Raw genomic sequence first — 26681 nt, forward strand, 5'->3', positions numbered from 1 at the left:
AGGGCTCAAGAACAATAATAACGCCCTTCGAACTGAGTGTTTTGGCAGCCGAGCTTTTTAGCGGCCATTCCGCTCTCTGTTGCAAAAACGTTCCGTTCGTCGCAAAACGGTCGAGCGGCGACAACAAGAACAATAACGAACGCCTGATAACAACAAGAAGACCCTCCGATTGAATACTGGTTTCGGGGCTGCCTGCGGGCGGCCCCGTTTTGATTCCGCCCTCCGGACTCGCGCCAGCCCGCATGAATCGTTACACTCGCGCTTTCGGGTTAAACAGCATCAGCAAGAGACTCCATGGCGAGACGTTTTCTGGAACGGGTAAAGAACTGGTTCGGCCAGCTCGGCGGGCAGAACGGGACCGCCCCCCATGAACCCCGCATCATTCCGCGCGATGAACACAACATTTCGCGCCAGAACATCAGCGAATCCGCCAAAAAGGTGCTGCACCGGCTCAACCGCTCCGGGCACGAAGCCTACCTGGTTGGCGGTGGCGTGCGTGACCTGCTGCTTGGCGGTCACCCCAAGGACTTTGACATCGCCACCAGCGCCACCCCCGAACAGGTGCACGAGCTGTTCCGCAATTCACGCCTCATCGGGCGGCGCTTCAAACTGGTCCACGTACTGTTCGGACGCGAAGTCATCGAGGTCACCACCTTTCGCGGTCCGCCGGAAGACACGGAAAACGACCCCCACATCGACGTCAATGAACAGGGGCGGCTGCTGCGCGACAACGTCTACGGCACCCGCGAGGAGGACGCCGTCCGGCGGGACTTCACGGTCAATGCGCTCTATTACGACATCCAGGACTTCACCGTTCACGATTATGCCGGTGGTGTGAAGGATCTGCACAACCGACAGCTCCGACTGATTGGTAACCCGGTAACCCGTTACCAGGAAGACCCGGTACGCATGCTTCGCGCCGTGCGCTTTGCCGCCAAGCTGGATTTCACCATCGCCGACGATACCGCCCAGCCAATCCGGGAAATGAGCCACCTTCTGGAGGACATTCCACCGGCACGGCTGTTCGAGGAAGTACTCAAGCTTTTCACTGCGGGTCAGGGCGAGACCACCTATGAAATGCTGAAGCGCTTTGACCTGTTCGCCCCGCTTTTCCCGGAATCCGCCAAGGCCATCGCCGAAGGGGAACCGGATGAGGTCATCCGGATCGCGCTGGCCAGCACGGATCGGCGGGTCAGCCAGAACAAGCCCATCACGCCCTATTTCCTTTATGCCGCGCTGCTCTGGCCCGCGCTGCAACAGGCGTGGCGCCAGGAAGAGGAAGAAACCGAGCAGCCTGCCTACCAGGCCCTGCAGCAAGCGGCGGGCGAAACCATCCAGAACCAGACCCAGGCCACCGCCATTCCGCGGCGCTTCAGTACCCCCATGCGCGAGATCTGGGAGCTGCAGCTGAGGCTGGGCAAACGCAGCGGCAAGCGCGCGGACCGGTTGCTGGAGCACCCAAGGTTCCGTGCCGCCTATGACTTCCTGCTGGTGCGTGAGGAAGCCGGGGAAGATACCCAGGGCCTGGGCGCCTGGTGGACGGAGTACCAGGATGCCGATGCCGAGCGCCGTCGCGAAATGATCAGCGCTCTGGGCGGCGGCGGCAAGAAGCGCAGCGGCCGCCGCAAACGCCGTAAGCCCGCAAGGAGCGACTCATGAGCGTTACCGCCTGGGTCGGGCTCGGCAGCAACCTGGACAGCCCGCTGCAACAGCTGCATCTGGCGCTGGAGGCACTGCACCAGGTTCCAGAAACCACGCTGGCGGACGCCTCCCCCATCTATCGCAGCACCCCGGTCGGCCCCTCGGACCAGCCGGATTTCCTCAACATGGTGGCGAAGCTGGACACGGATCTGGACGCCACCACACTGCTGCACCAGCTGCTGCGCATCGAGGATGCCCAGGGGCGTGTTCGGGCCCAGGTCTGGGGCCCCCGGGTCCTGGACCTCGACCTGCTGCTCTACGGCCAGCAAACCATGGCGCAACCGGAACTCACCGTGCCCCATCCGGAAATCCCCAATCGGGACTTCGTGCTGCGCCCACTCCTGGATCTTGCTCCGGATCTGGCCCTGCCCGATGGCCGGCGCATTGACCAGCTGCTCCGGGAGTGCCCGGACAACAGCCTGACGCCGGTCACACTTGCCTGAACACAGGGCCGGCTTTACCCTTGACGGAATCCACCTTGGAACCGGGAGCCGCTCATGAGCACCACCATTCAGTCGCTACGGGACTATCGCGATAAAGGGCAGAAATTCAGCTGCCTGACGGCCTATGACGCTACCTTCGCGGGGCTGCTCAGCGACTGTGGGATCGACGTGCAACTGGTGGGCGATTCCCTGGGCATGGTGCTTCAGGGCCGCGACAGCACCGTGCCCGTCAGCATGGCGGACATGGTTTATCACACGGAATGCGTCGCCCGGGCCCAGCCCGAGTCCCTGATCATGACCGACCTGCCCTTTATGAGTTACGCCACCAACGAGCAGTGTCTGCATAATGCCGCTAGGCTGATGCAGGCAGGGGCCCAGATGGTCAAGCTTGAAGGCTCGGACTGGATGGCCGAAAGCGTCCACCAGCTGAGCGAGCGAGGCATCCCGGTCTGTGCCCACTTGGGCCTGACTCCCCAGTTCATTAACAAACTTGGGGGCTATCGGGTCCAGGGCAAGGGCACGGAGGCGGCTGAACGCATGACGGTCCATGCCCGGCGTCTGGTTGAAGCGGGAGCGGACATGATACTGCTTGAATGCGTCACCGCTTCGCTGGGCGCCCGTATCACGCGTGAGGTGGGCGTGCCGGTGATTGGCATCGGCGCCGGGCCGGACACCGACGGCCAGGTCCTGGTCCTTCAGGATGTCCTCGGTATCAGCCGCGGCCACAAACCCCGCTTCGTGAAGGACTTCCTGCCGGAGGGCGGATCCGTGGAAGGCGCCATCCGTGCATTTGACCAGGCCGTCAGGAACGGCGAATTCCCCGAAAGCAAGCACAGTTTCAGCGGATGAAGACCGCCCATACCATCGCCGATCTCAGAACCGAGCTCAATGTGCACCGGGATGCCGGCGCGCGCATTGCACTGGTCCCCACCATGGGCCACCTCCACCCGGGGCACCTGGCACTGGTGGAGGAAGCACGGCGCCAGGCCGACATTGTGGTGACCAGCATCTTCGTGAACCCGCTTCAGTTCGGCCCCAACGAAGACCTGGACAGCTACCCGCGCACCCTGGCCGACGATCAGCAAAAGCTTGAGCCGCTGGGCAATGACCTGGTGTTCGCGCCCAGCGTGCGCGAAATCTACCCCAACGGCATGGAATACCACACCCACATCACGGTTCCGGCGATCACGGAGCTCCACTGTGGCGCCAGCCGGCCGGGACACTTCACCGGCGTTGCCACCGTGGTAACGGTGCTGTTCAACATCGTGCAGCCGGATCTGGCGGTTTTCGGCGAGAAGGATTTCCAGCAGCTGGCGGTCATCCGTAAGCTCACCAGGGACCTCTACCTGCCCATCGATATTCAGGGTGTTCCCACCTACCGCGAATCCGATGGGCTGGCCATGAGTTCGCGCAATAACTATCTGAGCGAGCCCGATCGCGAACGGGCCGTGCGCCTCTACCAGATGCTGTGCTGGGCACGGGACGCCATTGCTGAGGGAAGACGCGACTACAGCACCCTGTCAGACGAGGCCGTTCGCGCCCTCGACAGCGAAGGGTTTCATCCGGACTACTTCAATATCGTCAACAGCGATACCCTGGAACCGGCGGACCGGCAGGATACCCGGATCACCATTCTTGCCGCCGCTTGGCTCGGACAGGCCCGGCTGATCGACAATATCAGCCTGACGCTGGACAACAACTGACCCGCTCAGGGAGATGAGCCAGTGACGACCCAACCCCTGCCTCCCCTCACCGAGACCCCGGAATGGTCCGCACTGATGAACCACCGCCCGCAGCTGGATGCCCTGCCCCTGCGGGAACTTTTTGAGCGCGACCCCCAACGCTACCCAAGGCTGACGATCGAAGCTGCCGGACTCGCTCTGGATTACTCACGCAACCGGGTTACGGACCAGACCCTGACCCTGCTCACCCAGCTGGCCCGGGCACGGCGGCTCCCGGAACAGGTCGCTGCCCTGTTCAGCGGGGAACGACTGAACACCACGGAAGACCGGCCCGCCCTGCACACGGCCCTGCGCCAACCGGACGATACCCCGGCATGCGTGCAGGGCGAAGACATTATGCCAGCGGTCAGCACCACTCTGGCGCGCATGGAAGCCTTTACCAACGCCGTGCGCAACGGTGACTGGCAAGGCATGACGGGTAAAGCCATTACCGACGTGGTCAGTATTGGTATCGGGGGCTCCTACCTGGGACCACTGACCGCCACTGAAGCGCTGGCTCCCTTCCAGTCAGACCAGCTGCGCTGCCACTACGTGGCCAATGTGGATGGCCATGAGATCCTGGAAACCCTCAAAGGCCTGAACCCGGCAACCACCCTGTTCCTGGTCCAATCAAAGTCTTTCACCACCCAGGAAACCCTCGCCAATGCCCGGGTGGCACGCCAGTGGTTCCTGGACGGCGGCGGCAGTGAGGCCACCGTACAGAACCACTTCGCGGCAATTACCGCCCACGCCGAGCGTGCCCGCGATTTCGGCATTGCCGGGAACAGTATTTTTCCCCTGTGGGACTGGGTCGGCGGGCGCTATTCCCTGTGGTCGGCCATTGGCCTGCCGGTTGCCCTGGCAGTGGGCATGCCCCGCTTCCGTGAACTGCTGGCCGGCGCCCACGCCATGGACCAGCATTTCCGGGAGACCCCCCCGGAACAGAACATGCCCATGATCATGGGACTTCTGGGACTGTGGTATCTGCACGGCTTTGGCGCCGAATCCCAGGCTGTCATCCCCTACAGCCACCTCCTGCGTCACCTGCCGGAGCACCTGCAACAACTGGAAATGGAGAGCAACGGCAAGCGCGTATGCCAGGATGGCACGCCTGTCAGCCATCACACAGGGCCCGTGATCTGGGGCGGCCCCGGGGTCAACGGCCAGCACGCCTATCACCAGTTGCTGCACCAGGGGACGCGCCTGGTGCCAGTGGATTTCATTCTGCCACTGACCAGCGACAACCCGGTCGACGGCCATCACACCATGCTCGCGGCCAACTGCCTGGCACAGGCCCGGGCCCTGATGCTCGGGCAGACGGAGCAGGAAGCGCAGCAGGCGATGATCGCCCGCGGTACAGAGCAAGCGGAAGCCCGGCGCCTGGCACCACACCAGGCCATCCCCGGTAACCGGCCGAGTAACCTCCTGACTATGGAGCGGCTGAGCCCCCGGACACTGGGCGCCCTGATCGCCCTTTACGAGCACCGCACCTTTGTTCAGGCGGCGATCTGGCACATCAATCCGTTTGATCAGTGGGGTGTTGAGCTGGGCAAGCAGATTGGCGTGCAGATCCAGCCGCAGCTCAAGGGCGAGCCAGAGGGCGACCTGACACTCGACAGCGCCACGGCCGGCCAGATCGCCCGCTTCCGGACGGCACAGGGCGATGCTTCAGGTTCGCGGTGAGATCCGCTGACCCTGCCAGTCGAATTCAATGGCCCACAGGCGCTGATCACGTTCGTACGCCTGCCACAGGTCGGCGTAACGTTGCCCGTTAACCGGGTGGCGTTCATCAGGGGCGATCTCTGCCAAGGGCCGGAGCACGAAGGCGTTACGCAGGATTTCGGAACGGGGCAGCTCCACGCCATCGATGATGCCGACGCGATCCCCGTAGACAAGCACGTCCAGGTCCAGCGTCCGGGAACTGAAGCGTGGCCGGTTACGTTCACGCCCGTTGTCATCCTCGACCTGCTTGAGCCATTCCGCCAGCTCACCAACGGGTTCATCGGTCTCCAGCCCGGCCACCAGGTTCAGGAAGTTTTCACCGTCAAACCCAACGGCCTCACTCTCGTACACCGACGAAATCACCAGAGCACCAAAGCGGGCTGACAGGGCATCCAGTGCAGCGCGGACGTTCGCCTCGGTATTTTCGTTGGAGCCAATGCTGATGTAGACTCGATTCATTCGTCTTCTCCCCGTTCCACCACCACGCCCACGGACTGGGCACTGGCAACAGCACCGGGCTTGCGCAACACAATACGCCGGTAGCTCACCCCGAATTCACTGGCAATCATTGCAGCCAGCCGTTCCGCCGCAGTCTCAAGCAGACGGAAGCGACCCTCTTTGAGGCATCGCGTCACCGCTTCCGAGACCGCCGCGTAATCCAGGGCCAACGCAAGGTCCTCCCTGGAAGCTGGCGCGCGATTATCCCAGCGGAGGTCAAGATCCACAAGCAGGCGCTGAGCCACCTCCCGTTCCCAGTCCAGGACCCCGATCACCGCCTCAACCGCCAACTGCTCAATGAAAACGCTATCCATTCCAACTCCCGTACTGATCGATTATCCTGAAGCCTTGATTCCGATTCAGGGCGTTCGATGGAACTACTGTTCGCACTACTGCTCTGCGCATTGGGTTACCTGAGCGGCTCGATCCTGTTCGCGCCCCTGGTGTGTCAGCTGCTCAATGCCCCACCACCCCATCTCTATGGCTCCCGCAATCCCGGTGCCACCAATGTGTATCGCATTGCCGGTCCCGGGCCTGCCATGCTTACCCTGCTGGGTGATGCCCTGAAGGGCTGGGCTCCCGTTACCCTGGCAGTCTACCTTGAGGCCACTCCCGCAACACAGGCTGCGGTAGCGCTGGCGGCCATAGGCGGCCACATGCTGCCGGCATTGTCCCGCTTCCGGGGTGGCAAGGGCGTTGCCACTACCCTGGGAACCGGCCTGGCGCTGGCCGCCGGCACCATCCTGGCCATGGCCCTCATCTGGCTCCTGGTGTTCCGCCGTTGGCGCATTGCCTCGCTGGCCTCGATCATTGCCGCCGGCAGTGGCCCGCCGCTTGCGCTCTGGCTCAATCCCGAGCACGCCGCGCTGTTCCTGATGATTACGCTGGTCCTGCTGGTTCGCCACCGGGATAACCTGATCCGCCTTGCACAAGGAAAGGAACGTCACCTCTGGTGACGCAAGCCCTCAAGGCAAACCGCCTCCAGCCCCGGCAACTCGGTAAGCGGCCAGCGGGGTACCGCCAGCATCTCGCTGCCATCACACTGCCCGGCAGCCAATCGCTGATGGCCGGCGTAGGCAATCATGGCACCATTATCCGTGCAGAAATCCAGCCGGGGAAAGAACAGCTCCGCGCCATGACTGTTTTCCAGCGCTGCCAGCCGCTCACGTAGTGCCCGGTTGGCCCCTACACCACCGGCCACGACCAGACGCCGGACCCCCGTGTCTTCCATGGCGCGACGGCATTTGATGGCCAGCGTGTCCACCACGGCCTGCTCAAAAGCCAGTGCCACGTCCGCGCGCAGGGTCTCATCCGGGCCCTCCGGGCCCGCCTCATCCCGCAGGGTATTACGGGTGTACGTCTTGAGCCCGCTGAAACTGAAATCCAGCCCCGGCTTGGTGGTCATTGGGCGAGGGAAGCGGAAGCGCCCCGGCGTGCCTGAAAGGGCCATTTTGGCCACCGCCGGGCCACCGGGGTATCCCAGATCCAGCATGCGTGCCGCCTTGTCAAACGCCTCGCCAGCCGCATCGTCAACGGACTCGCCCAGCAGCTCGTAGCGCCCGAGCGCTTCTACCTTCACAAGCTGGGTATGCCCCCCGGAGACCAACAGGGCTATGAAAGGGAATGCCGGCGCGCGCTCTTCCAGCATGGGAGCAAGCAGGTGCCCTTCCATGTGATGAACACCAAGCACTGGCACCCCCAGCCCACGCGCCAGGCCGTGCGCGAAGGTACTGCCCACCAGCAGTGCCCCGATGAGGCCCGGCCCGGCCGTATAGGCAATGGCATCAATGCGCTCGCGGGCGCAGCCCGCTTCATCCAGAACATGTTCGCACAGCGGCAGAAGCCGGCGGATGTGGTCCCGGGAGGCCAGTTCCGGCACGACGCCGCCATAGGCCGCATGTTCAGCCACCTGGCTGTGCAGGGCGTGGGCCTGCAAACCGTCGCTGCTGTCGTAGAGGGCAACGCCGGTTTCGTCACAAGAGGTTTCGATACCGAGTACGCGCATGATCACCGCTTCCTGAATAACCGGCACAGTGTACCAGAGCCAGGCGCCGACAACCCGCCTTCCCCCTTCTCCGAATCCCCTTTACAGTACGCAACCGAGTGCGTAGACTTGCTGGTCCTGCACAGGCAGACCCTTTAACGCATCAATCTGACAACGGATTTTAAGGTAGGTGATTTCGCATGCCCGCTGTGAAAGTGAGAGATAACGAACCGTTTGACGCGGCTCTGCGTCGCTTCAAGCGCTCCTGTGAAAAAGCGGGGGTTCTTTCCGAAGTGCGTCGTCGTGAGCACTATGAGAAGCCCACCGAGGTGCGCAAGCGCAAGCGAGCCGCAGCGGTTAAGCGTCATCTCAAGAAGCTGCAGCGTGAACAGAAGCGCTTCGAGCGCTATTACTGATCACCCGGACGCCCGCCTCGCGCGGGCGTTCCTGCTTTTTGGGGCCCGGAACCATGGCCGGCATGATCCCCCAGACCTTTATTGAGACCCTGCGCGACCGGGTCGATCTGGCTGAAATCATCGGCCAGCGCGTCCACCTGAAGAAAGCCGGCGGCAACTACAAAGCCTGCTGCCCGTTCCACGACGAGCGCACCCCCTCTTTCAACGTCCGCCCTGACAAGGGCTTCTACCACTGCTTCGGCTGTGGCGCCCATGGCGATGCCATTGCGTTCCTTCAGGAATACGAGAACCAGAGCTTCACAGAGGCCGTGGAAGCACTCGCCTCCCACCTGGGTCTGGAAGTCCCCTACGACCCGGCCACCCGCGAGACCATGAAACGCAGCCAGAGCCTGACCGGCGCGCTTGAGGAAGCGACCCAGTTCTATCAGAAGGCTCTCCGGGACCACCCCTGGAGTCGGCTGGCGCAGGAGTACCTGGCCAACCGGGGCGTGGACCAGGCCATGATCGAGCGCTTTGCACTGGGATTTGCACCACCAGAAGGGGATGCGCTCGCCAACCGGGTCGATGGCGAAACCCGCCAGGCCCTGCTTACGGTGAAGGCGCTCAACGAGCGCAACGGCCAGGTGCGCGACCTGTTCCGCAACCGCCTGATGTTCCCGATCCGCAACCCAAGGGGGCGCACCGTCGCTTTTGGCGGCCGCACCCTGGGTGACGATAAGGCAAAATACATCAATTCCCCGGAGTCCGAGGTCTATCACAAAAGCCGTGAGATCTACGGCCTCTATGAAGCACGCCAGGCCAACCGCAGACTGGAATCCTTGCTGGTGGTTGAAGGCTACATGGATGTGATTGCCCTGGCCCAGATGGGAATCAGTAACGCGGTTGCAGCCTCGGGAACCGCGACCAACGAAGAAAGCCTCCAGACCCTGCTGCGCGCCTCCCATCACCTTATCTTCTGTTTCGATGGCGACACCGCCGGCTATCGCGCCGCGGACAGGGCCATGGAAAACCTCCTGGGAATGCTTGAAGACGGCATGCACATCCAGTTCCTGATGCTGCCGGAAGGCGAGGACCCGGACTCGCTGGTACGCACCGAGGGCAACGACGCCTTCAGCCGCCGCGTGGAGGCGGCGACACCGCTGTCGCGCATGCTGTTCGAACGCCAGAGCGAGGGTCTGGACCTCAGCCTCGCAGAGCACCGGGGCGAGCTCCGGAGCCGGGCGGAACCCCTGCTCAAGCGCATGCCGCGCTCAGCCATCCGGGATGCGCTCTGGGAAGAGCTCCAGCGCCTGACCCGCCGCCCAGCCGCCGGCAGAGGCGACAGGCGCGGCAATAACCAGCCCCATCACACCAACCCCCAGCCCAGTGGCCAACCCGCCATGGCCCTGGACCGGGACACCCTGCTGGCCCTGGCGCTGTATTACGAGCCGCAGCTGGCTTCCGAAGTCCAGTCAGTCCCCGGGGCAAACAACCACTACCCATCGGCCTCCGCGTTCGCGGCATGGATCCTGGACAATGGCATCGAGCATCGCACCAGCCTGCTGGTGGAAATGGCCTTCTCCGCTTCCGCCCGGGAGCGCTTTGCCGGGCTGTTCAACCGCATCGAGCATTTCCCGGAACACGAACCGCTGTTGTCGGACGCCCGGCAGATGCTTGAGCGCACACGCTCACGCCACGAGACCCGCCCGGCAAACGAGATACTCGCCGGGCGCAAGCCCAGCGAGCTGACCGAAGCAGAGCGCCAGGAACTGCAGCGCCTGCGCGAAAACCGCTTACGGGACAGCCATTGAACACCCTCCATTGAAATCCACGGGTGTTGTCCCCAGATTAAGCGGGCAGCTGGTAACCGACGCACTAAGACGCAATCACCGGTAGCGGAATCCACCGACTGGAATAACGGATGGATCGTGGCTATAATGCTCGATTCATCTTGCCCCAGACAACACCGAGCCCAAAGGGTGACTATGTCAGCCAATTCCCAGAAATCGCGACTCAAGGATCTCATTGCTCGAGGCAAGGAGCAGGGATACCTGACCTACGCCGAAGTCAATGACCACCTACCGGAGGATATCGCCGATCCGGATCAGGTGGAAGACATCATCCAGATGATCAAGGACATGGGCATCCAGGTTACCGAAGAAGCCCCGGATGCCGACGACCTTCTGATCACCGATGGTGACTCCTCCGCGGACGACGCCGCCGCCGCTGAAGCCGCAGCGGCACTGGCCGCTGTGGAGAGCGACGCCGGGCGCACCACCGACCCGGTTCGCATGTACATGCGCGAGATGGGTTCTGTTGAACTGCTCACCCGTGAAGGCGAGATCGTCATCGCCAAGCGCATCGAGGAAGGCATCCGGGACGTAATGGCGTCCGTGGCGCACTTCCCGGGGACCGTCGCGGCCGTTCTCAACAATTACGACAACATTGTTGAAAACGAAGGCCGCGTCAGTGACCTGGTCACCGGCTTCCTCGACCCGGAAGGCGAGGAAATGGAGTTCCCCGCCGCCAATGCGGCCAATGAAGAAGCCGCTCCCGAAGCCGCGGAGGCAGCCGAAGAGGAAGCTGAAGACGCGGACGAGGAAGACGCCGAGGAGGCCACCGAAAGCGACGGCGGCCCGGATCCCGAAGAGACCCGCCAGCGCTTTGAGATGCTGCGGGACCGACTCAACACGGCCATGGAAATGGTCAACGAGTACGGTCGTTCCAGCGACAAGGCACAGGAAGCGCTGGACGAGCTCGGTCGGGTGTTTGCCCCGTTCAAGCTCAACAACCGGCATTTTGACGAGATGGTCAATGTGGTGCGTTCCACCAATGACACCGTGCGCCAGCACGAACGCAGTGTCATGGCCATCTGCGTGAAAGAGTGCGGCATGCCCCGCAAGGAATTCATCAAGCAGTTCCCCGGCAACGAAACCAACCTCAACTGGGCCGAGGAACTGGCGAACACCGATCGCAAGTACGCCAACGCCATTGGTGAACGGGCCAACGACATCATCCGGCTGCAGAAAAAAATCGCCAATGTTGAAGAAGGCGTGGGTCTGGATGTTACCGACATCAAGGAAATCAACCGCCGCGTCTCCATTGGCGAGGCCAAGGCCCGCCGCGCCAAGAAAGAGATGGTCGAGGCCAACCTGCGCCTGGTGATCTCGATCGCGAAGAAATACACCAACCGTGGCCTGCAGTTCCTGGACCTGATCCAGGAAGGCAACATCGGCCTGATGAAGGCCGTGGACAAGTTCGAATACCGCCGCGGCTACAAGTTCTCGACCTACGCCACCTGGTGGATCCGCCAGGCCATCACCCGCTCCATCGCGGACCAGGCCCGGACCATCCGGATCCCGGTTCACATGATCGAGACCATCAACAAGCTCAACCGGGTTTCCCGCCAGATGCTGCAGGAAATGGGCCGCGAGCCCACCCCGGAAGAGCTGGGTGAGCGCATGGACATGCCGGAGGACAAGATCCGCAAGGTCCTGAAGATCGCCAAGGAGCCGATCTCCATGGAGACGCCCATCGGCGACGACGAGGACTCGCACCTGGGTGACTTCATCGAGGACATCCTGGCGCTGTCCCCTGTGGAATCCGCAACGGCCGAAGGCCTCACGGAAGCCACCAAGGGCGTGCTCTCCGGCCTGACCGCGCGCGAAGCCAAGGTCCTGCGCATGCGCTTCGGCATTGAAATGAACACCGACCATACCCTTGAGGAAGTCGGCAAGCAGTTCGATGTTACCCGCGAGCGCATCCGCCAGATCGAGGCCAAGGCACTGCGCAAGCTGCGCCACCCCTCCCGTTCCGATCACCTGCGCAGCTTCATCGACGAAGGCTGATCGCGGGACTGGCGGGCGCCGGCTTCCCCGGCTAGAATGGCGCCCGCCTCCCTCCTTACCGGGCCTGTAGCTCAGTTGGTCAGAGCAGAGAACTCATAATTCTTTGGTCGCTGGTTCGAGTCCAGCCAGGCCCACCACTCGCCCTTACCTCAAACTCCAAGAAGTTCCAAAACCCATTTAGTAGATAGGGCTGGGCCAGGTCTGTCCAGTCTAATGTATGCCTCGTTAAGACTCTCGACAACTTCCGTCCATTTTCCGTATGGACTACCCTGCTCAACATGTATCGATTGAGGTTTATGTTCCCAATCGAGTTTTAAAGGAAACGGTAAACACCGGTGCGGCCTCAATGGACAAGAAAACGCTCAGCGAACGCGACATCTGCACCAAGTTCATCACGCCCGCCATCGAGCAGGCCGGCTGGAACATCAAGAGCCAGGTGCGCGAGGAGTTTCCACTGACAGACGGCCGAGTGATTGTGCGCGGTCGCATGCACTCGAGGGCTAGACCCCGCCGAGCAGACTACGTGCTCAACTACCAGAAGAACCAACCCATCGCAGTCATTGAGGCTAAGGACAACAAGCACAGCCTCGGAGATGGCATGCAGCAGGCACTGGCCTATGCTGAAGCGCTCGATGTCCCGTTCGCATTCAGCAGCAACGGTGACGGATTTCTGTTCCGCGACAATACCGGCTTGGGCGACAAAACCGAGTCCACCATAGAGCTGGATGAATTCCCCTCACCGGAATGGCTCTGGCAGCGTTACTGTCAGTGGAAGGGCCTGGAGTCCACAGCCAAAACCATCGCTGAACAGCCCTACTACGACGATGGGTGGGGCATGACACCCCGCTACTACCAGATGGTTGCCATCAATCGCACGGTGGAGGCCATCGCGCGCGGCCAGAACCGAATCCTGCTGGTCATGGCGACCGGCACCGGCAAGACCTACACCGCCTTCCAAATCATCTGGCGACTCTGGAAAGCCGGGCAGAAGAAACGAATCCTGTTCCTGGCGGATCGCAACGTGCTGGTGGATCAAGCGAAGAACGGCGCGTTCAAGCCCTTTGGGCAGGCTATGACCAAGGTCGGCAACCGCACCATCGACAAGTCCTTTGAGATCTACCTGTCGCTCTACCAGGCGGTGACCGGCGCTGAAGAAGACAAGAACATCTACAAGGAGTTCTCCCCGGATTTCTTCGACCTTGTCGTCATTGACGAGTGCCACCGCAGTAGCGCCTCTGAGGATTCCTCATGGCGGGCCATCCTCGAGTATTTCTCGTCCGCCACGCACATTGGGCTCACGGCGACGCCCAAAGAAACGAAGGATGTCTCCAACATCAATTACTTCGGGGACCCGCTCTACACCTACTCCCTGAAACAGGGCATCGAGGACGGCTTCCTGGCGCCTTACAAGGTAGTGCGCATCGACCTCGACCGTGACCTTCAGGGATGGCGGCCGGACAAGGGCCAGACCGACAAGCACGGCAACCTCATCGAGGATCGCATCTACAACCAGAAGGACTTCGACAAAGACCTCATCCTGGAAAAGCGTACAGAGCTCGTGGCGAAGAAGGTCACTGAATTCCTGGAACAGACCGATCCGTACCAGAAGACCATCGTTTTCTGCGAGGACATCGACCACGCCGAACGCATGCGCCAGGCTCTGGTCAATGCCAACCCCAAACGTGCGGCCGAAAACCATCGCTACGTCATGCGCATCACTGGCGATAACATGGAGGGCAAGGCCGAGCTGGACAACTTCACGAACCCGGAAGAGCCCTACCCGGTCATCGCCACCACCAGCAAACTCATGACCACCGGCGTGGACGCCAAAACCTGCAAGCTCATCGTGCTGGATCAACGCATCCAGTCCATGACCGAATTCAAGCAGATCATCGGCCGTGGCACGCGCATCGACGAGGACTACAACAAGCACTGGTTCACCATCCTCGACTTCAAGAAAGCAACGGAATTGTTCGCTGATCCGGACTTCGACGGTGACCCAGTTCAGGTGTATGAACCTGCCGGGCCAGGTGAGAGCCCCGTACCCGGAACTGAGTACGACCCACACGACCCGGAAACTACGCCCACACCGGAGCAGGGTGAGGACCCAGGCGAATACGGCCCCGACCCAGAACAGCCTTGGCGCCCTGACGGGCCGGGAGGCGGCGAGCCTGAACCGCCTCCTGAGCGGACTCGCTACATTGTGGACGATGTCGAAGTGACCGTTGCCGCTGAACGTGTGCAGTACCTGGGCCCCGACGGTAAACTCATCACCGAAAGCCTGCGCGATTACACACGCAAGAAGGTGAAAGAGCAGTTCGTCTCCATGGACGAATTCGTTCGACGCTGGAATGACGCTGACCGCAAGCAGAGTGTTATCGAAGAGCTCGCGGAAGTGGGTGTGTTCTGGGACGACCTCATGAAGGATGTGGGCAAGAAGCTCGGGGACGATCCGGACCCCTTCGACGTCATCTGCCATATCGTCTATGACCAGCCCGCCCTCACGCGCCGTGAGCGGGCTGAGCAGGTGCGCAAGCGCAACGTCTTCACGCGCTACGGCGGCCAGGCTCAGGAGGTTCTGGAGCGCCTGCTGGAGAAATACAAGGACGTCGGCATCGAGCCCATTGAAGACCCCAAGGTGCTCACCCTGGCGCCGTTCACCGAACTGGGCTCAGCCATGGAACTAGCGAACGCCTTCGGCGGCAAGCAGGGCTACAAAGAGGCTGTACGCGAACTCGAGGACGCTCTCTACCAGCAGCCGTCATAACCCTCTGATACGCCAATACACCAGTATGCTCACGCATGCTGGATGAATGCACGTGACCAACGACAACGGACACCACACCCATCATGGCCATCAGCACGACCATCAAGAGTATTCAGGACACCATGCGCCAGGACGTTGGCGTGGACGGCGATGCCCAGCGCATCGGCCAGCTTGTGTGGATGCTGTTCCTGAAGATCTACGACGACCGGGAGGCCGAGTGGGAATTCCTGTATGACGACTACCGCTCGCCCCTGCCGGAGCGCATGCGCTGGCGCAACTGGGCGGCCGATCCGGAAGGCATGACCGGCGAGGAGCTCAAGCAGTTCATCGACAGCGAGCTGTTTCCGACCCTTCAGAACCTCCAGTCCGAAGGCGATGACCTGCGCGGCGTCATGATCCGCAACGTCTTCGAGGACGCCTACAACTACATGAAGTCCGGGCACCTCATCCGACAGGTCATTAACAAGCTCCAGGAAGGCATCGACTTCAACCGATCCGACCAGCGCCACGAGCTTGGCGACATTTACGAACAGATCCTCAAGGACCTGCAGAGCGCGGGCAATGCAGGCGAGTTCTACACGCCGAGGGCGGTCACGGAGTTCATGGTGAACCGCGTTGATCCCCAGCTCAATGAGACGGTGATGGACCCTGCCTGCGGCACCGGTGGCTTCCTCACCTCCACCATCGAGCACAAACGCCAGCACTATGTGAAAACACCGGATGACGAGCGCGTCCTGCAGCGCTCTGTACATGGCGTGGAGAAAAAACCCCTGCCCCACCTCCTGGCAACAACCAACATGGTGCTGCACGGCATCGAGGTGCCCGACAACATCCGTCACGACAACACCCTGGCGCGCCCCCTCACCGACTGGGGGCCCAGGGACCGCGTGGATGTCATCGTCGCGAATCCACCCTTTGGGGGCACCGAGGAAGACGGCATTGAAGTCAACTTCCCCCAGGCCTTCAGGACGCGCGAGACGGCCGACCTGTTCATGACCCTGTTCATCCACCTGCTTAAGAAAGGTGGCCGGGCTGCCGTGGTGCTGCCGGACGGCTTCCTTTTCGGCGAAGGAATGAAAACCCGACTCAAAGAGAAGCTGCTCAACGAGTGCAACCTCCACACCATCGTGCGCCTGCCCAACGGTGTGTTTAACCCTTACACCGGCATCAAGACCAACCTGCTGTTCTTCACGAAGGGGCAACCCACTGAGACCGTCTGGTTCTACGAGCATCCCTATCCAGAAGGCTACAAAAACTACAGCAAAACCAAACCCATGCGTTTTGAGGAGTTCGGACCGGAAATCGAATGGTGGGGCAGCGAGAGCGATGGATTCGCCAGCCGGGTGGAGACGGAGCAGGCCTGGAAGGTCTCCATCGAGGAAATCCGTGAACGCGACTACAACCTGGACATCAAGAACCCCTGGCAGGAAGAAGAGGAAGTCCACGATCCCGATGAACTGCTGGCCAAATACGAGCAGCAACAGACGGAAATCCAGGAAATCCGCGACCAGATCCGGACCATTCTGGATGACGCCCTGAATTCCCGCTCTCCGGAGGATAAGGCATGAGCGCTCAGGAGCTGATTACCGAACATCTTGGCCTCTGGACCAGCGCCACTACGCACGCAGCGAACGGCCGAGGCAAGAACGGCAAGGTTGAGCTGACGGGGATTCAGAAACTTAGAGAGTTAATTCTCGAGTTGGCAATTAGGGGAAAACTCGTTGAGCAAAACCCCGATGATGAGCCCGCCAGCGGGCTACTTGCGAGTATCGCTGAAGAAAAGGCGCTGCTGGCAAAAGAAAAAAGAATCAAAACTCCAAAAGATCCACCTCCAATCGCGAACACCGAAATACCTTTTGCATTACCCAATGGGTGGTGCTGGGCGCGAATGGAAGAGGTAAGTGAGTATATTCAGAGGGGAAAGGGCCCGAAATACGCAGATTCTGGGGAAGTACGCGTTGTTTCTCAAAAATGCGTGCAGTGGTCAGGTTTTGACCTGAGCCCTGCGCGATTCATCAACGACAACAGTCTAAACGCTTACCAAAATGAGCGATACATCAGGAAATACGACATCCTTTGGAACTCTACTGGAACAGGGACTGTTGGGCGAGCTGCTATAGCGAAAGAGCTACCTTTCCCAGTGGTAGCAGACTCCCACGTCACAGTGATCAGGTCTCTATTAATCAATCCTACCCATGTACTTAACTATATCTCGTCACCAACTGTCCAAGAACGAATAGATCCAGAGCATGAAAACTCATTGGTCTCTGGTTCTACAAAGCAAGTAGAACTGAATTCCAGCGCAGTTAAGTCACTACCAGTCCCACTTGCCCCACTCCGAGAACAGCACCGCATCGTCCAGAAAGTCGATGAACTCATGGCCCTCTGCGACCGGCTGGAGCAGCAGACCAGCGACCAGATCGAGGCCCACGAAACCCTCGTGGACACCCTGCTCAACACCCTCACTAAATCCGAAAACGCCACCGAGCTGGCCGACAACTGGGCCCGCCTTGCCGCCCACTTCGATACCTTCTTCACCACTGAAAAGAGCATCGCTAAACTTAGACAAACCATCCGGAAACTCGCGGTAATGGGGCTACTGACGCCTCAAGACGAGAGCGATGAGCCGATATCACTTACGTTAAAAAGAATTGCAGCCCCTCCAAAGCCTTCGCGCTATAAAAGAAGAAGCGCTGAGGTGGTACCAGGCAGCTGCGGCTTATCAATAAATGATCCCAACCTACCAACACCGCACGGGTGGGAATGGGTCCCCTTGATCCGGGTTGCGAGCTTAGAAAGTGGTCATACTCCCAGCAGGAGCCGATCCGATTGGTGGGGTGGAGACATACCTTGGATTGGAATTACAGATGCCAGAGAGCATAACGGAGGGGTGATTAATGCCACAGCCCAGTCAACAAATGAAGATGGACTAAAAAACTCAGCAGCTAGGTTATTACCAAAAGGCACTGTCTGCTTTAGTCGGACAGCATCGGTCGGATACGTCGTTATCATGGGAAGACCAATGGCTACTAGCCAAGATTTTGTTAATTGGGTTCCCACGGAAGCAATATCATCGGAATGGTTGAAATTGGTTTTAATGGCAGAAAGGCCAGAGATGAGCAGGTTCAGCAAAGGAGCCGTTCACCAAACCATCTATTACTCTGCTTGGCTTTCTATGAATATTGCTCTTCCTCCAGTCCCAGAACAGGATAGAATCATCGAAAAAGTCGATGAACTAATGACCCTCTGCCACGAACTTCAGAAACGCCTAAATCAAGCTGGAAAAACATGCTGTCAATTGGCTGAGTCGGTCGTACAAGGAGCCCTAAACTGATGCCGTATGACAGACCATGGAAGTCGTTTACGGAGCAACTGGAACTGCTCAAGTCCCGAGGCATGGTGGTCACCGACGAACCTGCCGCGTTGGATTACCTGGAGCGCGTGGGATACTACCGCCTCAATGCTTACTGGTACCCGTTCCGGCAATTTGAGGTGACCCAAGACCCCACAACCAATACGCTGACGACCCAGGCGCTGGACGAATTTCAACCCGGAACGCAATTCGTTGACGCGGTGCGCCTGTACCTGTTCGACAAGCAACTACGGCTGTATGTGGCGGATGCTCTGGAGCGTATCGAGGTTTCCCTGCGTGTAGACCTTGCCTACTTGCTGGGGCGACGCAGTCCGTTTGCCCATCTCGAGAACACAAAAGCCCATTTCCATCCGCGGTTTGCGGCGCAGCCATTCAGTCGATCCAACTCCATTCCCCGGTTCGAAGCCTGGCTGAGCAAGTACAGGGGCCTCGTGGCCCGCTCCAAAGAGGACTTCGTGCGACACTACCACCGCACGCACGGGGATGAACTGCCTATCTGGGTCGCCGTGGAAGTGATGGATTTCGGCGCCATTTCCCAACTGCTGAATATGATGCATCCGCGAGACCAACAGGCTATAGCTGACCGTTACGGCGTGCCGGACTGGAAGGTGTTCAATAGCTGGATATTCAGTCTCAGTTACCTGAGAAATCTGGTTGCGCACCACAGTCGTCTGTGGAACCGAAACATCACGTCCAAACCGAAGCTGCCTCAACTCGGTGTGCTTCAGTGGTGTAACGCCTTCATCAAGGATGAGGAAACACGTTTCAAGCCATTTCTTCTACTGGCTATCACCCGAATGCTGGTCAAGGCCGTGTGCCCGAACACGCATTGGCATCAGCGTGTGGCGAACCATCTGGACAATTTCCCGGAGCAGCACTCCTCCAAACAGCTTACGCTATCTGGGATGGGGGTTACCGAGGATTGGCAGGCATGGTGGTAAGCAGGCAATAAAAAACCCCAGCGTAGGTTGCGGACAACCAAGAGGCCGGGGTCGTGTTATCGAGAAGGATATCCCCGCTCTTCGGGGCAGTCAAGCGCTGTCTTATTCAATTTCCTTACACACTAGAGCTCCAGAGCTCCACGGCTATGGCAATCGAACAGGGCATTTGGAAATGTTGGCGCCCAGCCCCGCAAACTGAAGCCATCCGGTCTGGCCGAGGAGTCTCTGCTGGAAGACATGGCGATGAAGGATATCTCGATCCTCAGCGCCGACTGGCTCCTCATTGGCCTGTAGGTGAGGACCGACTTCGACAAGTACATCGACCTGCTGTCAATGGATGCCAACGGCTCCATCATCATCGTGGAGCTTAAACGCGGCAAGATAGGAGGCCTTTCATTGTGCCTACTTGCTCGTCAGCTATCGGATCCAGGCGGCGTAAAGACCTTCTCTTTCACATGATCAACGCTCGACAGGGATCATGATTTCATTATGACGCAGGAACCAGGGGGTAAACGGGGGGTTATAGCGCGCCCAGATGGGCCGCCCGTTGCCCTCAAGCGATTCCTTCTCCATCCAGTCAGTCAGCTTGGCCAAGTGCTCCTCATAGCGGTCCCTGCTCCAGGTGCCCGAATACTCGATAACCGCGACACGGCGCTCGGGCACAGCCCGTAACGCCACGTCCGGATTCGTGGGCTTGGGAAGTGTTTCAAGCGTGTACGAGGCCGGCATCACGAAAGAAACAACCCATCCGCCATCAGCTTCCCGCTGACCCACGGGCGCCGTCATCGCGATTTCCTCTGAGGCGGCAGTCTGTGTAACCGGTGCCGTCATCGCAATATCCTGATCCACCCGGTTCTCGCCGGAGATATACCCGAAAAGCCGGTCAAAGGCCTCGCCCCCTGCCTCCTCGAGCGTTGCATCAACGCGGGTCTCGGCAACGATCACACTGTCGTAATCCCGCAGCTCAAACGGAGGATCCTGTTCAACGGTTTCATAGGAAGGCTGTTCAGTGACCATACTGCACCCCTGGCTCATCACCAACACGCAAACGGAAACGAACAACCTCACCACTATTTTCATAACCACTGCCCTGCTGGTTGGTTGCTCACAGACGGTACGCCAGCATGCCGCATCCTGATCACCACGGATGCTGGCCTGTTGGTTTTACCCTGATGTCATCATTTCTTAATCAGGACCGTGGATACTGCCTGCGACATTCAGGCAGGAGCGGTTTTATGTCCGAGCAATCCTCCCAGATCGTTGAGCGGCTCTGGCGCCTCAAGCGCGGTATTGAGCATGGCCAGTGCCAGGGGTTGAGCTTCGCTCACCTCAACAATCTGCTTCGCGATCCGGCGTACCGCCAAGAGGTGCTGGACAAGGTGGTCCGGAATGGGACCGAGTCCATGAGTAAACTGGCGCTCGAGATTCAAGCCATGGATGCGGGCGAGCCGTTGATGGCGTCCGCTCAACCACCTCACCGGCAGGGGGAAGACCCTGATGAACCCCAAGCCGACGAAGAGCCTCAAGGTGGCAGTTGGCACTCGGCCCTGTGGCTGGTGCCCGTTCTGGGGCTGGTGCTGACCGTGGCAGTGGGATTCACCATGCTGGGAGACGACACCGTCAGAATCAGCGACGACATCACCGCCGAAACCATCTGGGAATCCGGGAACACCTACATACTCAAGGATATCATCAAGGTCCGTGATACCGCCCTGACTATTGAGGCCGGTGCCCGCATCGAGGGGACCGCACGGTCGGCCCTGATCGTGGGTCGTAACGCCAAGCTGGCCGCCCGCGGCACAGCAAAGGAGCCCGTGGTATTCACCAGCCATAATCCCACCGGCAAACGCCAGCGCGGCGACTGGGGCGGCGTGGTGCTTCTGGGCAACGCCCCTGTTAACCAGCCTGGTGCGCTCATTGAAGGACTGGAGGAAGGCACCGGCATCCGGCAATTCGGTGGCGATGATGGTCGCAGCAATTGCGGCGTTATCACACACACCCGTATCGAGTTTGCCGGGCACGAGGTGTACAAGGGCAATGAATTGAATGGCCTGACCCTCGGGGGCTGCGGCAACACCACCATCATCCGTAATGTACAGGTGCACCGGCCTCTGGATGACGGCATCGAGATGTTTGGCGGCACAGTGGACCTGAAAAAGGTGCTGATCACCGGCGCCGGGGATGACGGCATTGATTGGGACTGGGGCTGGCGCGGTCGTGTGCAGTTCGCGGTCATCCAGCAGCATCCGGATGCCGGTGATAATGCCTTTGAAGGGGATAACAATGGCAACAACCACCAGGCCCTCCCCCGGTCCGAACCGACCTTCTACAACGTCACCCTTGCCGGCGCCAGCCGCGGCAATAAGCAGAATCGCGGCATGGTGCTTCGCGAAGGCACCAACGGCCACTTTCACAACATGATTATTGATGGCTATGAACTTGGCACTCTGGACACCCGGGATGAGGTCGCCACACGGGTGCGCAAGGACGAGCTGACATTCACCCACAACCTCATCGCCGACACGGGCGACTCGAACGATGAGTACCGCGAAACCGGCGATCGGGATGATGATTTCGGGTTTGACGAGCAGGCCTGGATCCGCAAGGCATCGCATGACAACACCTTCCGGATGGAGACCGTTCTGCAGTCCATGGCCCGTAACATCGAAGGGCCCGGCTTCAAGCCCATCCTCCCGAGGCGCCAGATGACCGCGAAAAAGCCACCTCAAAGTGAGTTCTTCGAAGAATCCGCCGTCTTCCAGGGCGCATTCAGGCCCGGCTCTAAGGAATCATGGACGGATGGATGGACGGCTTTCCCACCCAACTGAGGCTGGCCGCCGGCCATGGCAGCCGGGAGCGGTGCCCCCGGGGCCAGGATCTCATGCCTGTTTCGCCTGATCCCTCAGCATGAACTTCTGCACCTTTCCGGTTGAGGTTTTGGGCAGATCCTGGAAATAGACCGTCTTGGGGGCCTTGAAACGGGCCAGGTGCTCGCGGCAGAACTCGATGATGGCCTCCTCGCTGACCTCGCCGGCTTCGGGCGTGAGGGTCACGAAGGCACAGGGCGTCTCGCCCCATTTTTCGTCTGGACGGGCAACAACCGCCGCTTCCAGAACATCCGGATGCTTGTAGAGGACACCTTCCACCTCAATGGTCGAGATGTTCTCGCCCCCGGAAATGATGATGTCCTTGATGCGATCCTTGATTTCCATATAGCCATCCTCGTGCCAGACGGCCAGATCCCCGGTGTGGTACCAGCCGCCCCGGAAGGCTTCCTCGGTGGCCTTGGGGTTCTTGAGGTAACCTTTCATCACGGTATTGCCGCGCATGCAGATCTCACCCACGGTCTCACCATCCCTGGGGACAGGCTCCATTGTGTCCGGATCCGCCACCATCAGCCCCTGAAGCGTCTGGTAACGCACGCCCTGGCGCGCCTTGAGGGCGGTCCGTTCCTCCAGCGCCAGGTTGTCCCATTCCGGTTTCCAGGCGCAAACGGTGACGGGTCCGTAAACCTCCGTCAGGCCATAGACGTGGGTGATCTCGATGCCCATGGCCTCGATATCGCCGATCACACTGGCCGGCGGCGCAGCCCCGGCGGTCATGGCCTGAACCGGATGATCGATGCTCTGGCGGGCCTCTTCCGACGCGCTCAACAGGGTGTTCAGAATAATAGGCGCCCCGCACAGGTGCGTCACCTGATGGTCACGGATCAGGTTAAGGATGGTTTCCGCCTCTACCCGGCGCAGGCACACATGGGTACCGCCCAGCGCCGTAACCGTCCACGGGAAGCACCAGCCATTGCAGTGGAACATGGGCAGCGTCCACAGGTAGACCGGGCGCTCCCCCATGGACCAGACGATCTGGTTGCCCATGGCGTTTTCGTACGCGCCCCGGTGATGGTAAACCACCCCTTTGGGATTACCCGTGGTGCCGGAGGTATAGTTCAGGGATATGGCGTCCCACTCATCGTCGGGGAGCGCCCATTCGAACGCTGGATCGCCCTCATTGAGCAGGGTTTCGTAATCCAGGTCACTCACGGGCTCCCCCTGGACAAACGCCCTGTCATTCACATCCACCAAAAGCGGTGGCGTATCAAGCCTGGCCACGGCTTCCTGGATGACCGGCGTGAACTCGCGGTCCACCAGAAGCACCTTGGCCTCGCCATGGTCAAGCATGTAGGCAATGGCCTCAGCATCCAGCCGGACGTTGAGCGCGTTCAGTACGCCACCGATCATCGGTATCGCGAAGTGGCTCTCCAGCATCTCGGGAATGTTCGGCATCATGGCGGCCACGGTGTCACCACGGCCTATGCCCCGCCCCTGCAGGGCGGACGCGAGGCGCCGGCAACGCTGGTAGGTCTCACGCCAGCTCCGGCGGACGCTGCCGTGGATGACCGCTGTGTGGTCTGGATAGACGTCCGCGGTGCGGGCAATGAAATCAACGGGCGACAACGGACTGTGGTTGGCCGTTGTCTTGGGAAGGTCCTGGTCGAAGATGGAGGTCATGGCTGCATTCCTCGGGGTTCTCCGGGTCAACGATTCGATTACCACTGGCAACCTAACCGCCCCGGGGAACCCAGGGGAATTAGACGATGGTCGCAGACGGGTCCCCCACGCGCAGCCCCCGCTTTCTAGTTGGTGGGTTCATCCTCCGCCCTGGGTCGCTCCACCAGCTCCAGACGCCCCATGGAGTCCCGCGCCAGGGCCTCAATGCTTTCCTTGGAAAAGGCATCCACACGGATGGTGTCGTACATCGCCGCCATGGCCTCGGACACCCGGGCGCGCTGCGTATCGTCCAGAAGCTCACGCTCCTGGGCCCAGTCCAGCAATTCCTCGCGCTGGTGGCCCAGCAGCATCTCGATGTCCTGAAGCTCGTCCGGGTCCGACTTGCGGATGGCATCGTTGATGCGCGTGCGCGCAGGCTCCGTCTCACGCGCCAAACGCAATGCATGCAGGATCCGGCCGACCGCATCCGCCGGGTCCTCGGTATGGTAGACCCCACGCGGAACGCGCTCCTTGGCGCCGCCTTCCTTGACGATGCTCAACGCCACGCGCTGCCCCAATTCGTCGTCCGGCCGACGCAGGCGAACGCCCAGCGGGAAAACAAGCGCTTTCAGCGGCCAGCGCAACGGTTTGACCGGAAAATTGGTCACCGCGGCGTACAGAGCCGTCTGGATATCATAAAGCGACTGCTGCAGGCTCCACTCAACCAGATCCCGGGTGGCCTCGTCATAGCCTTCCTCATGCCATTGCTTAATGGAGGCGGAGGCGTAGTAGAGCCCCACAAGGGCATCCGTCATGCGCCCCGTGAACCGTTGGCGCCCCTTGAGACTGCCGCCAAGGGTGAGCAGGCCCACGTCCGTAAGCACTGAGAAAGCGGAAGCAAAACGGGAAAGCTGCTGGTAATAACGCCGCAATCCCCCCTTGCCCGGTGCCGGCTCCAGAAGGCCACCGGTCAGCCCGAGCACCAGCGACCGCAATACGTTGCGCGTTGTATGGGCGATATGGGCAAAGAAGATGCCATCGAACTGGCGCACAGCCTTGCCCGTATCCTCCATACCCGCCGCCTCAATCTCCTGGATCATATAGGGATGACAGCGGATGGCGCCCTGGCCAAAGACCATGAGGCTGCGGGTCAGGATGTTCGCGCCCTCAACCGTGATGGCGATGGGAATGGCCTGGTAGATGCGTGCCAGGAAATTGCGCGGACCGCGGATGACCCCCCGCCCGGCCACCACGTCCATGGCGTTGGTCACCACCTTGCGCATCAGGTCCGTATTGCGGTACTTGAGCAGCGCCGAGGGCACCGAGGGCTTAACACCCCTATCCAGCATGCCGGCGGTAAAGATCCGTGCACTGTCCATCATCCAGGTGTAGCCGGCCATGGGTTCCAGCGCTTCCTGGACCCCCTCGAAATCACTGATGGAACGGCCGAACTGCTCACGCACGGCGGCGTAGGACCCGGTGGTCAGGCAGGCCATCTTGCCACCGCTGGTGCCCAGCGCCGGCAATGAAATGGAGCGGCCGATGGACAGGCACTCCAGGAGCATCCGCCAGCCCTGACCAACCATCTCACGCCCACCGATGACCTGCTCCAGCGGTATGAACACATCCTCCCCCCAGGTAGGGCCGTTCATGAAGACCGTGTTCATGGGCAAATGGCGGGGACCGTGGTTCACGCCCTCGGTGTCCGCCGGCACCATCACCGTGGTCACCCCCAGGTCGTGTTCCTCGCCCAGAAGATGGTCCGGATCATACACCTTGATCGCCAGCCCAATGAGCGTGGCCACCGGCGAGAGCGTGATGTAGCGCTTATTCCAGGTGACCTTCATGCCCAGGGTTTCCTGGCCGTTCCAATAGCCGCGACAGATCACACCCCGGTCCGGAATCGCGCCCGCGTCCGAGCCAGCCACCGGCGATGTGAGCGCAAAGCAGGGAATTTCCTCCCCTTTCGCCAGGCGGGGCAGGTAATACTGCTTCTGATCGTCCGTACCGTAATAGGTGATCAACTCGCCGGGCCCCAGAGAGTTGGGCACCATCACGGTGACGGCGGCGGAGACCCCCCTTGAGGCGATTTTCATCACGACTTCGGAATGGGCCATATCGGAAAAGCCCAGGCCACCGTATTCCTTGTCGATAACCAGGCCGAAGAATCCCTTCTCACGGATGAAGCGCCAGGCCTCTTCCGGCAGGTCATAGCGCTCGTTGGTGATGGACCAGTCATCGAGCATGGCGCAGAGCTCGTCCACCGGGCCGTCGATGAAGGCCTGCTCTTCCTCGGTCAGCTTCGGATGCGGCAGACTCAACAGATGGTTCCAGTCCGGTCGTCCCGAGAACAGCTGACCGTCCCAGTCCACGCTGCCGGCATTCAGCGCCTGCTGCTCCGTATCCGAAAGGGTGGGCAGCATGCCCCGCACCATTCCCAGCAGAGGACTGCTGACAAGGTTCCGCCGCAACGGCGAGGGAATAATGATCAACAGGGTGGCGAGAAGCAGCACCGCGCCCACAAACACACTCAACCAGTGCCAGCTATCCAGCCAGAACCCAAGGCCGGTCGCAACGACCAGACCGGCGGCACTGAGCCACCAGTTCGCCCCCAGGTAGAGCAGAACCAAGCCAGCCAACAGCCAAAGAAGAACACTCATGGGGTCACCTCCTTATATCCGGCCACCGCTTCTTGCGGTGGGTACGCTCCACCATATGCCCATCCCCGCGTTTGTAAAAGGGCTTTTGACACCATCCCATTTAACCTGCTGAGCCTTGGGCACTAGAATACACTTGAACAATAA

20 protein-coding genes and 1 tRNA gene are annotated in these 26681 nt (G+C 60.5%); 15 read left to right on the forward strand and 6 right to left on the reverse strand.

Annotation, left to right across the window (positions count from 1 at the left end; genetic code table 11):
* Positions 1-294 precede the first annotated feature (294 nt).
* The 5 genes from pcnB to pgi are packed head-to-tail and all read left to right on the forward strand — an operon-like array spanning position 295 to position 5548.
* On the forward strand, positions 295-1659 hold the full coding sequence (pcnB, locus tag AC1RQI_RS09905) for a polynucleotide adenylyltransferase PcnB (RefSeq protein ID WP_481904635.1): 1365 nt from the start codon (positions 295-297) through the stop codon (positions 1657-1659).
* Positions 1656-2144: a 2-amino-4-hydroxy-6-hydroxymethyldihydropteridine diphosphokinase gene (gene folK, locus AC1RQI_RS09910; RefSeq protein ID WP_481904636.1), complete on the forward strand. Its 489-nt coding sequence runs from the start codon at positions 1656-1658 to the stop codon at positions 2142-2144. Before pcnB ends, folK (AC1RQI_RS09910) begins: the two co-directional genes overlap by 4 nt.
* 54 nt (positions 2145-2198) lie before the next feature.
* Positions 2199-2993, forward strand: a complete 795-nt coding sequence (panB, locus tag AC1RQI_RS09915) for a 3-methyl-2-oxobutanoate hydroxymethyltransferase (RefSeq protein WP_481904637.1) — start codon at positions 2199-2201, stop codon at positions 2991-2993.
* A complete protein-coding gene (gene panC, locus AC1RQI_RS09920; RefSeq protein WP_481904638.1) occupies positions 2990-3847 on the forward strand; it encodes a pantoate--beta-alanine ligase in 858 nt (285 codons plus the stop codon). The genes panB and panC overlap by 4 nt, the downstream gene beginning before the upstream one ends.
* Before the next feature lie 21 nt (positions 3848-3868).
* Entirely contained in the window at positions 3869-5548 is a 1680-nt protein-coding gene (gene pgi, locus AC1RQI_RS09925; protein ID WP_481904639.1) for a glucose-6-phosphate isomerase, read from the forward strand.
* Here pgi and folK (AC1RQI_RS09930) read toward each other — a convergent pair.
* Both folK (AC1RQI_RS09930) and folB read right to left on the reverse strand, forming a co-directional pair.
* Positions 5534-6046: a 2-amino-4-hydroxy-6-hydroxymethyldihydropteridine diphosphokinase gene (gene folK, locus AC1RQI_RS09930; protein WP_416633505.1), complete on the reverse strand. Its 513-nt coding sequence runs from the start codon at positions 6044-6046 to the stop codon at positions 5534-5536. The genes pgi and folK (AC1RQI_RS09930) overlap by 15 nt on opposite strands.
* Entirely contained in the window at positions 6043-6399 is a 357-nt protein-coding gene (folB, locus tag AC1RQI_RS09935) for a dihydroneopterin aldolase (protein ID WP_481904640.1), read from the reverse strand. The genes folK (AC1RQI_RS09930) and folB overlap by 4 nt, the downstream gene beginning before the upstream one ends.
* Before the next feature lie 57 nt (positions 6400-6456).
* On the opposite strand from folB, the gene plsY reads away from it, so the two are divergent.
* Positions 6457-7041 carry a glycerol-3-phosphate 1-O-acyltransferase PlsY gene (gene plsY / locus AC1RQI_RS09940; protein WP_481904641.1) on the forward strand — a complete coding sequence of 195 codons (585 nt, stop codon included), beginning with the start codon at positions 6457-6459 and terminating at the stop codon, positions 7039-7041.
* On the opposite strand, the gene tsaD is transcribed toward plsY, so the two are convergent.
* Entirely contained in the window at positions 7029-8090 is a 1062-nt protein-coding gene (gene tsaD, locus AC1RQI_RS09945) for a tRNA (adenosine(37)-N6)-threonylcarbamoyltransferase complex transferase subunit TsaD (protein ID WP_481904642.1), read from the reverse strand. The two genes, plsY and tsaD, sit on opposite strands and share 13 nt — an antisense overlap.
* 179 nt (positions 8091-8269) lie before the next feature.
* Between tsaD and rpsU the strand changes: the two genes are divergently transcribed.
* From rpsU to AC1RQI_RS09985, 8 genes are all read left to right on the forward strand, one after another.
* Complete coding sequence (gene rpsU, locus AC1RQI_RS09950) at positions 8270-8485, forward strand: 30S ribosomal protein S21 (protein ID WP_416633501.1); 216 nt, start codon at positions 8270-8272, stop codon at positions 8483-8485.
* Positions 8486-8538: 53 nt separating this feature from the next.
* Complete coding sequence (gene dnaG / locus AC1RQI_RS09955) at positions 8539-10275, forward strand: DNA primase (protein WP_481904643.1); 1737 nt, start codon at positions 8539-8541, stop codon at positions 10273-10275.
* Between the two features lie 126 nt (positions 10276-10401).
* Positions 10402-12312, forward strand: a complete 1911-nt coding sequence (rpoD, locus tag AC1RQI_RS09960; protein WP_481904644.1) for an RNA polymerase sigma factor RpoD — start codon at positions 10402-10404, stop codon at positions 12310-12312.
* Between the two features lie 60 nt (positions 12313-12372).
* Positions 12373-12449, forward strand: a tRNA-Ile gene (locus tag AC1RQI_RS09965).
* A 209-nt stretch (positions 12450-12658) separates the two neighbouring features.
* Positions 12659-15079, forward strand: a complete 2421-nt coding sequence (gene hsdR, locus AC1RQI_RS09970) for an EcoAI/FtnUII family type I restriction enzme subunit R (protein ID WP_481904645.1) — start codon at positions 12659-12661, stop codon at positions 15077-15079.
* A gap of 83 nt (positions 15080-15162) precedes the next feature.
* Positions 15163-16647, forward strand: a complete 1485-nt coding sequence (locus AC1RQI_RS09975) for a type I restriction-modification system subunit M (RefSeq protein ID WP_481904646.1) — start codon at positions 15163-15165, stop codon at positions 16645-16647.
* Positions 16644-18413, forward strand: coding sequence for a restriction endonuclease subunit S (locus AC1RQI_RS09980; protein ID WP_481904647.1), 1770 nt, complete (start codon positions 16644-16646; stop codon positions 18411-18413). The genes AC1RQI_RS09975 and AC1RQI_RS09980 overlap by 4 nt, the downstream gene beginning before the upstream one ends.
* Positions 18413-19393 carry an Abi family protein gene (locus AC1RQI_RS09985; protein WP_481904648.1) on the forward strand — a complete coding sequence of 327 codons (981 nt, stop codon included), beginning with the start codon at positions 18413-18415 and terminating at the stop codon, positions 19391-19393. The genes AC1RQI_RS09980 and AC1RQI_RS09985 overlap by 1 nt, the downstream gene beginning before the upstream one ends.
* A 459-nt stretch (positions 19394-19852) precedes the next feature.
* Here AC1RQI_RS09985 and AC1RQI_RS09990 read toward each other — a convergent pair whose 3' ends face one another.
* Positions 19853-20410, reverse strand: a complete 558-nt coding sequence (locus AC1RQI_RS09990; RefSeq protein ID WP_481904649.1) for an SOUL family heme-binding protein — start codon at positions 20408-20410, stop codon at positions 19853-19855.
* A 218-nt stretch (positions 20411-20628) separates the two neighbouring features.
* Between AC1RQI_RS09990 and AC1RQI_RS09995 the strand changes: the two genes are divergently transcribed.
* Complete coding sequence (locus AC1RQI_RS09995) at positions 20629-22221, forward strand: hypothetical protein (RefSeq protein ID WP_481904650.1); 1593 nt, start codon at positions 20629-20631, stop codon at positions 22219-22221.
* 51 nt (positions 22222-22272) lie between these two features.
* Here the strand turns inward: AC1RQI_RS09995 and AC1RQI_RS10000 are convergent, their stop codons facing one another.
* Positions 22273-23898 (reverse strand): acyl-CoA synthetase, encoded by a 1626-nt coding sequence (locus tag AC1RQI_RS10000; protein WP_481904651.1) that lies wholly within the window; start codon positions 23896-23898, stop codon positions 22273-22275.
* Positions 23899-24023: 125 nt separating this feature from the next.
* Complete coding sequence (locus AC1RQI_RS10005) at positions 24024-26537, reverse strand: acyl-CoA dehydrogenase (protein WP_481904652.1); 2514 nt, start codon at positions 26535-26537, stop codon at positions 24024-24026.
* Between the last annotated feature and the right edge of the window lie 144 nt (positions 26538-26681).

The sequence above is a fragment of the Salicola sp. AFF1 genome, assembly GCF_056783195.1.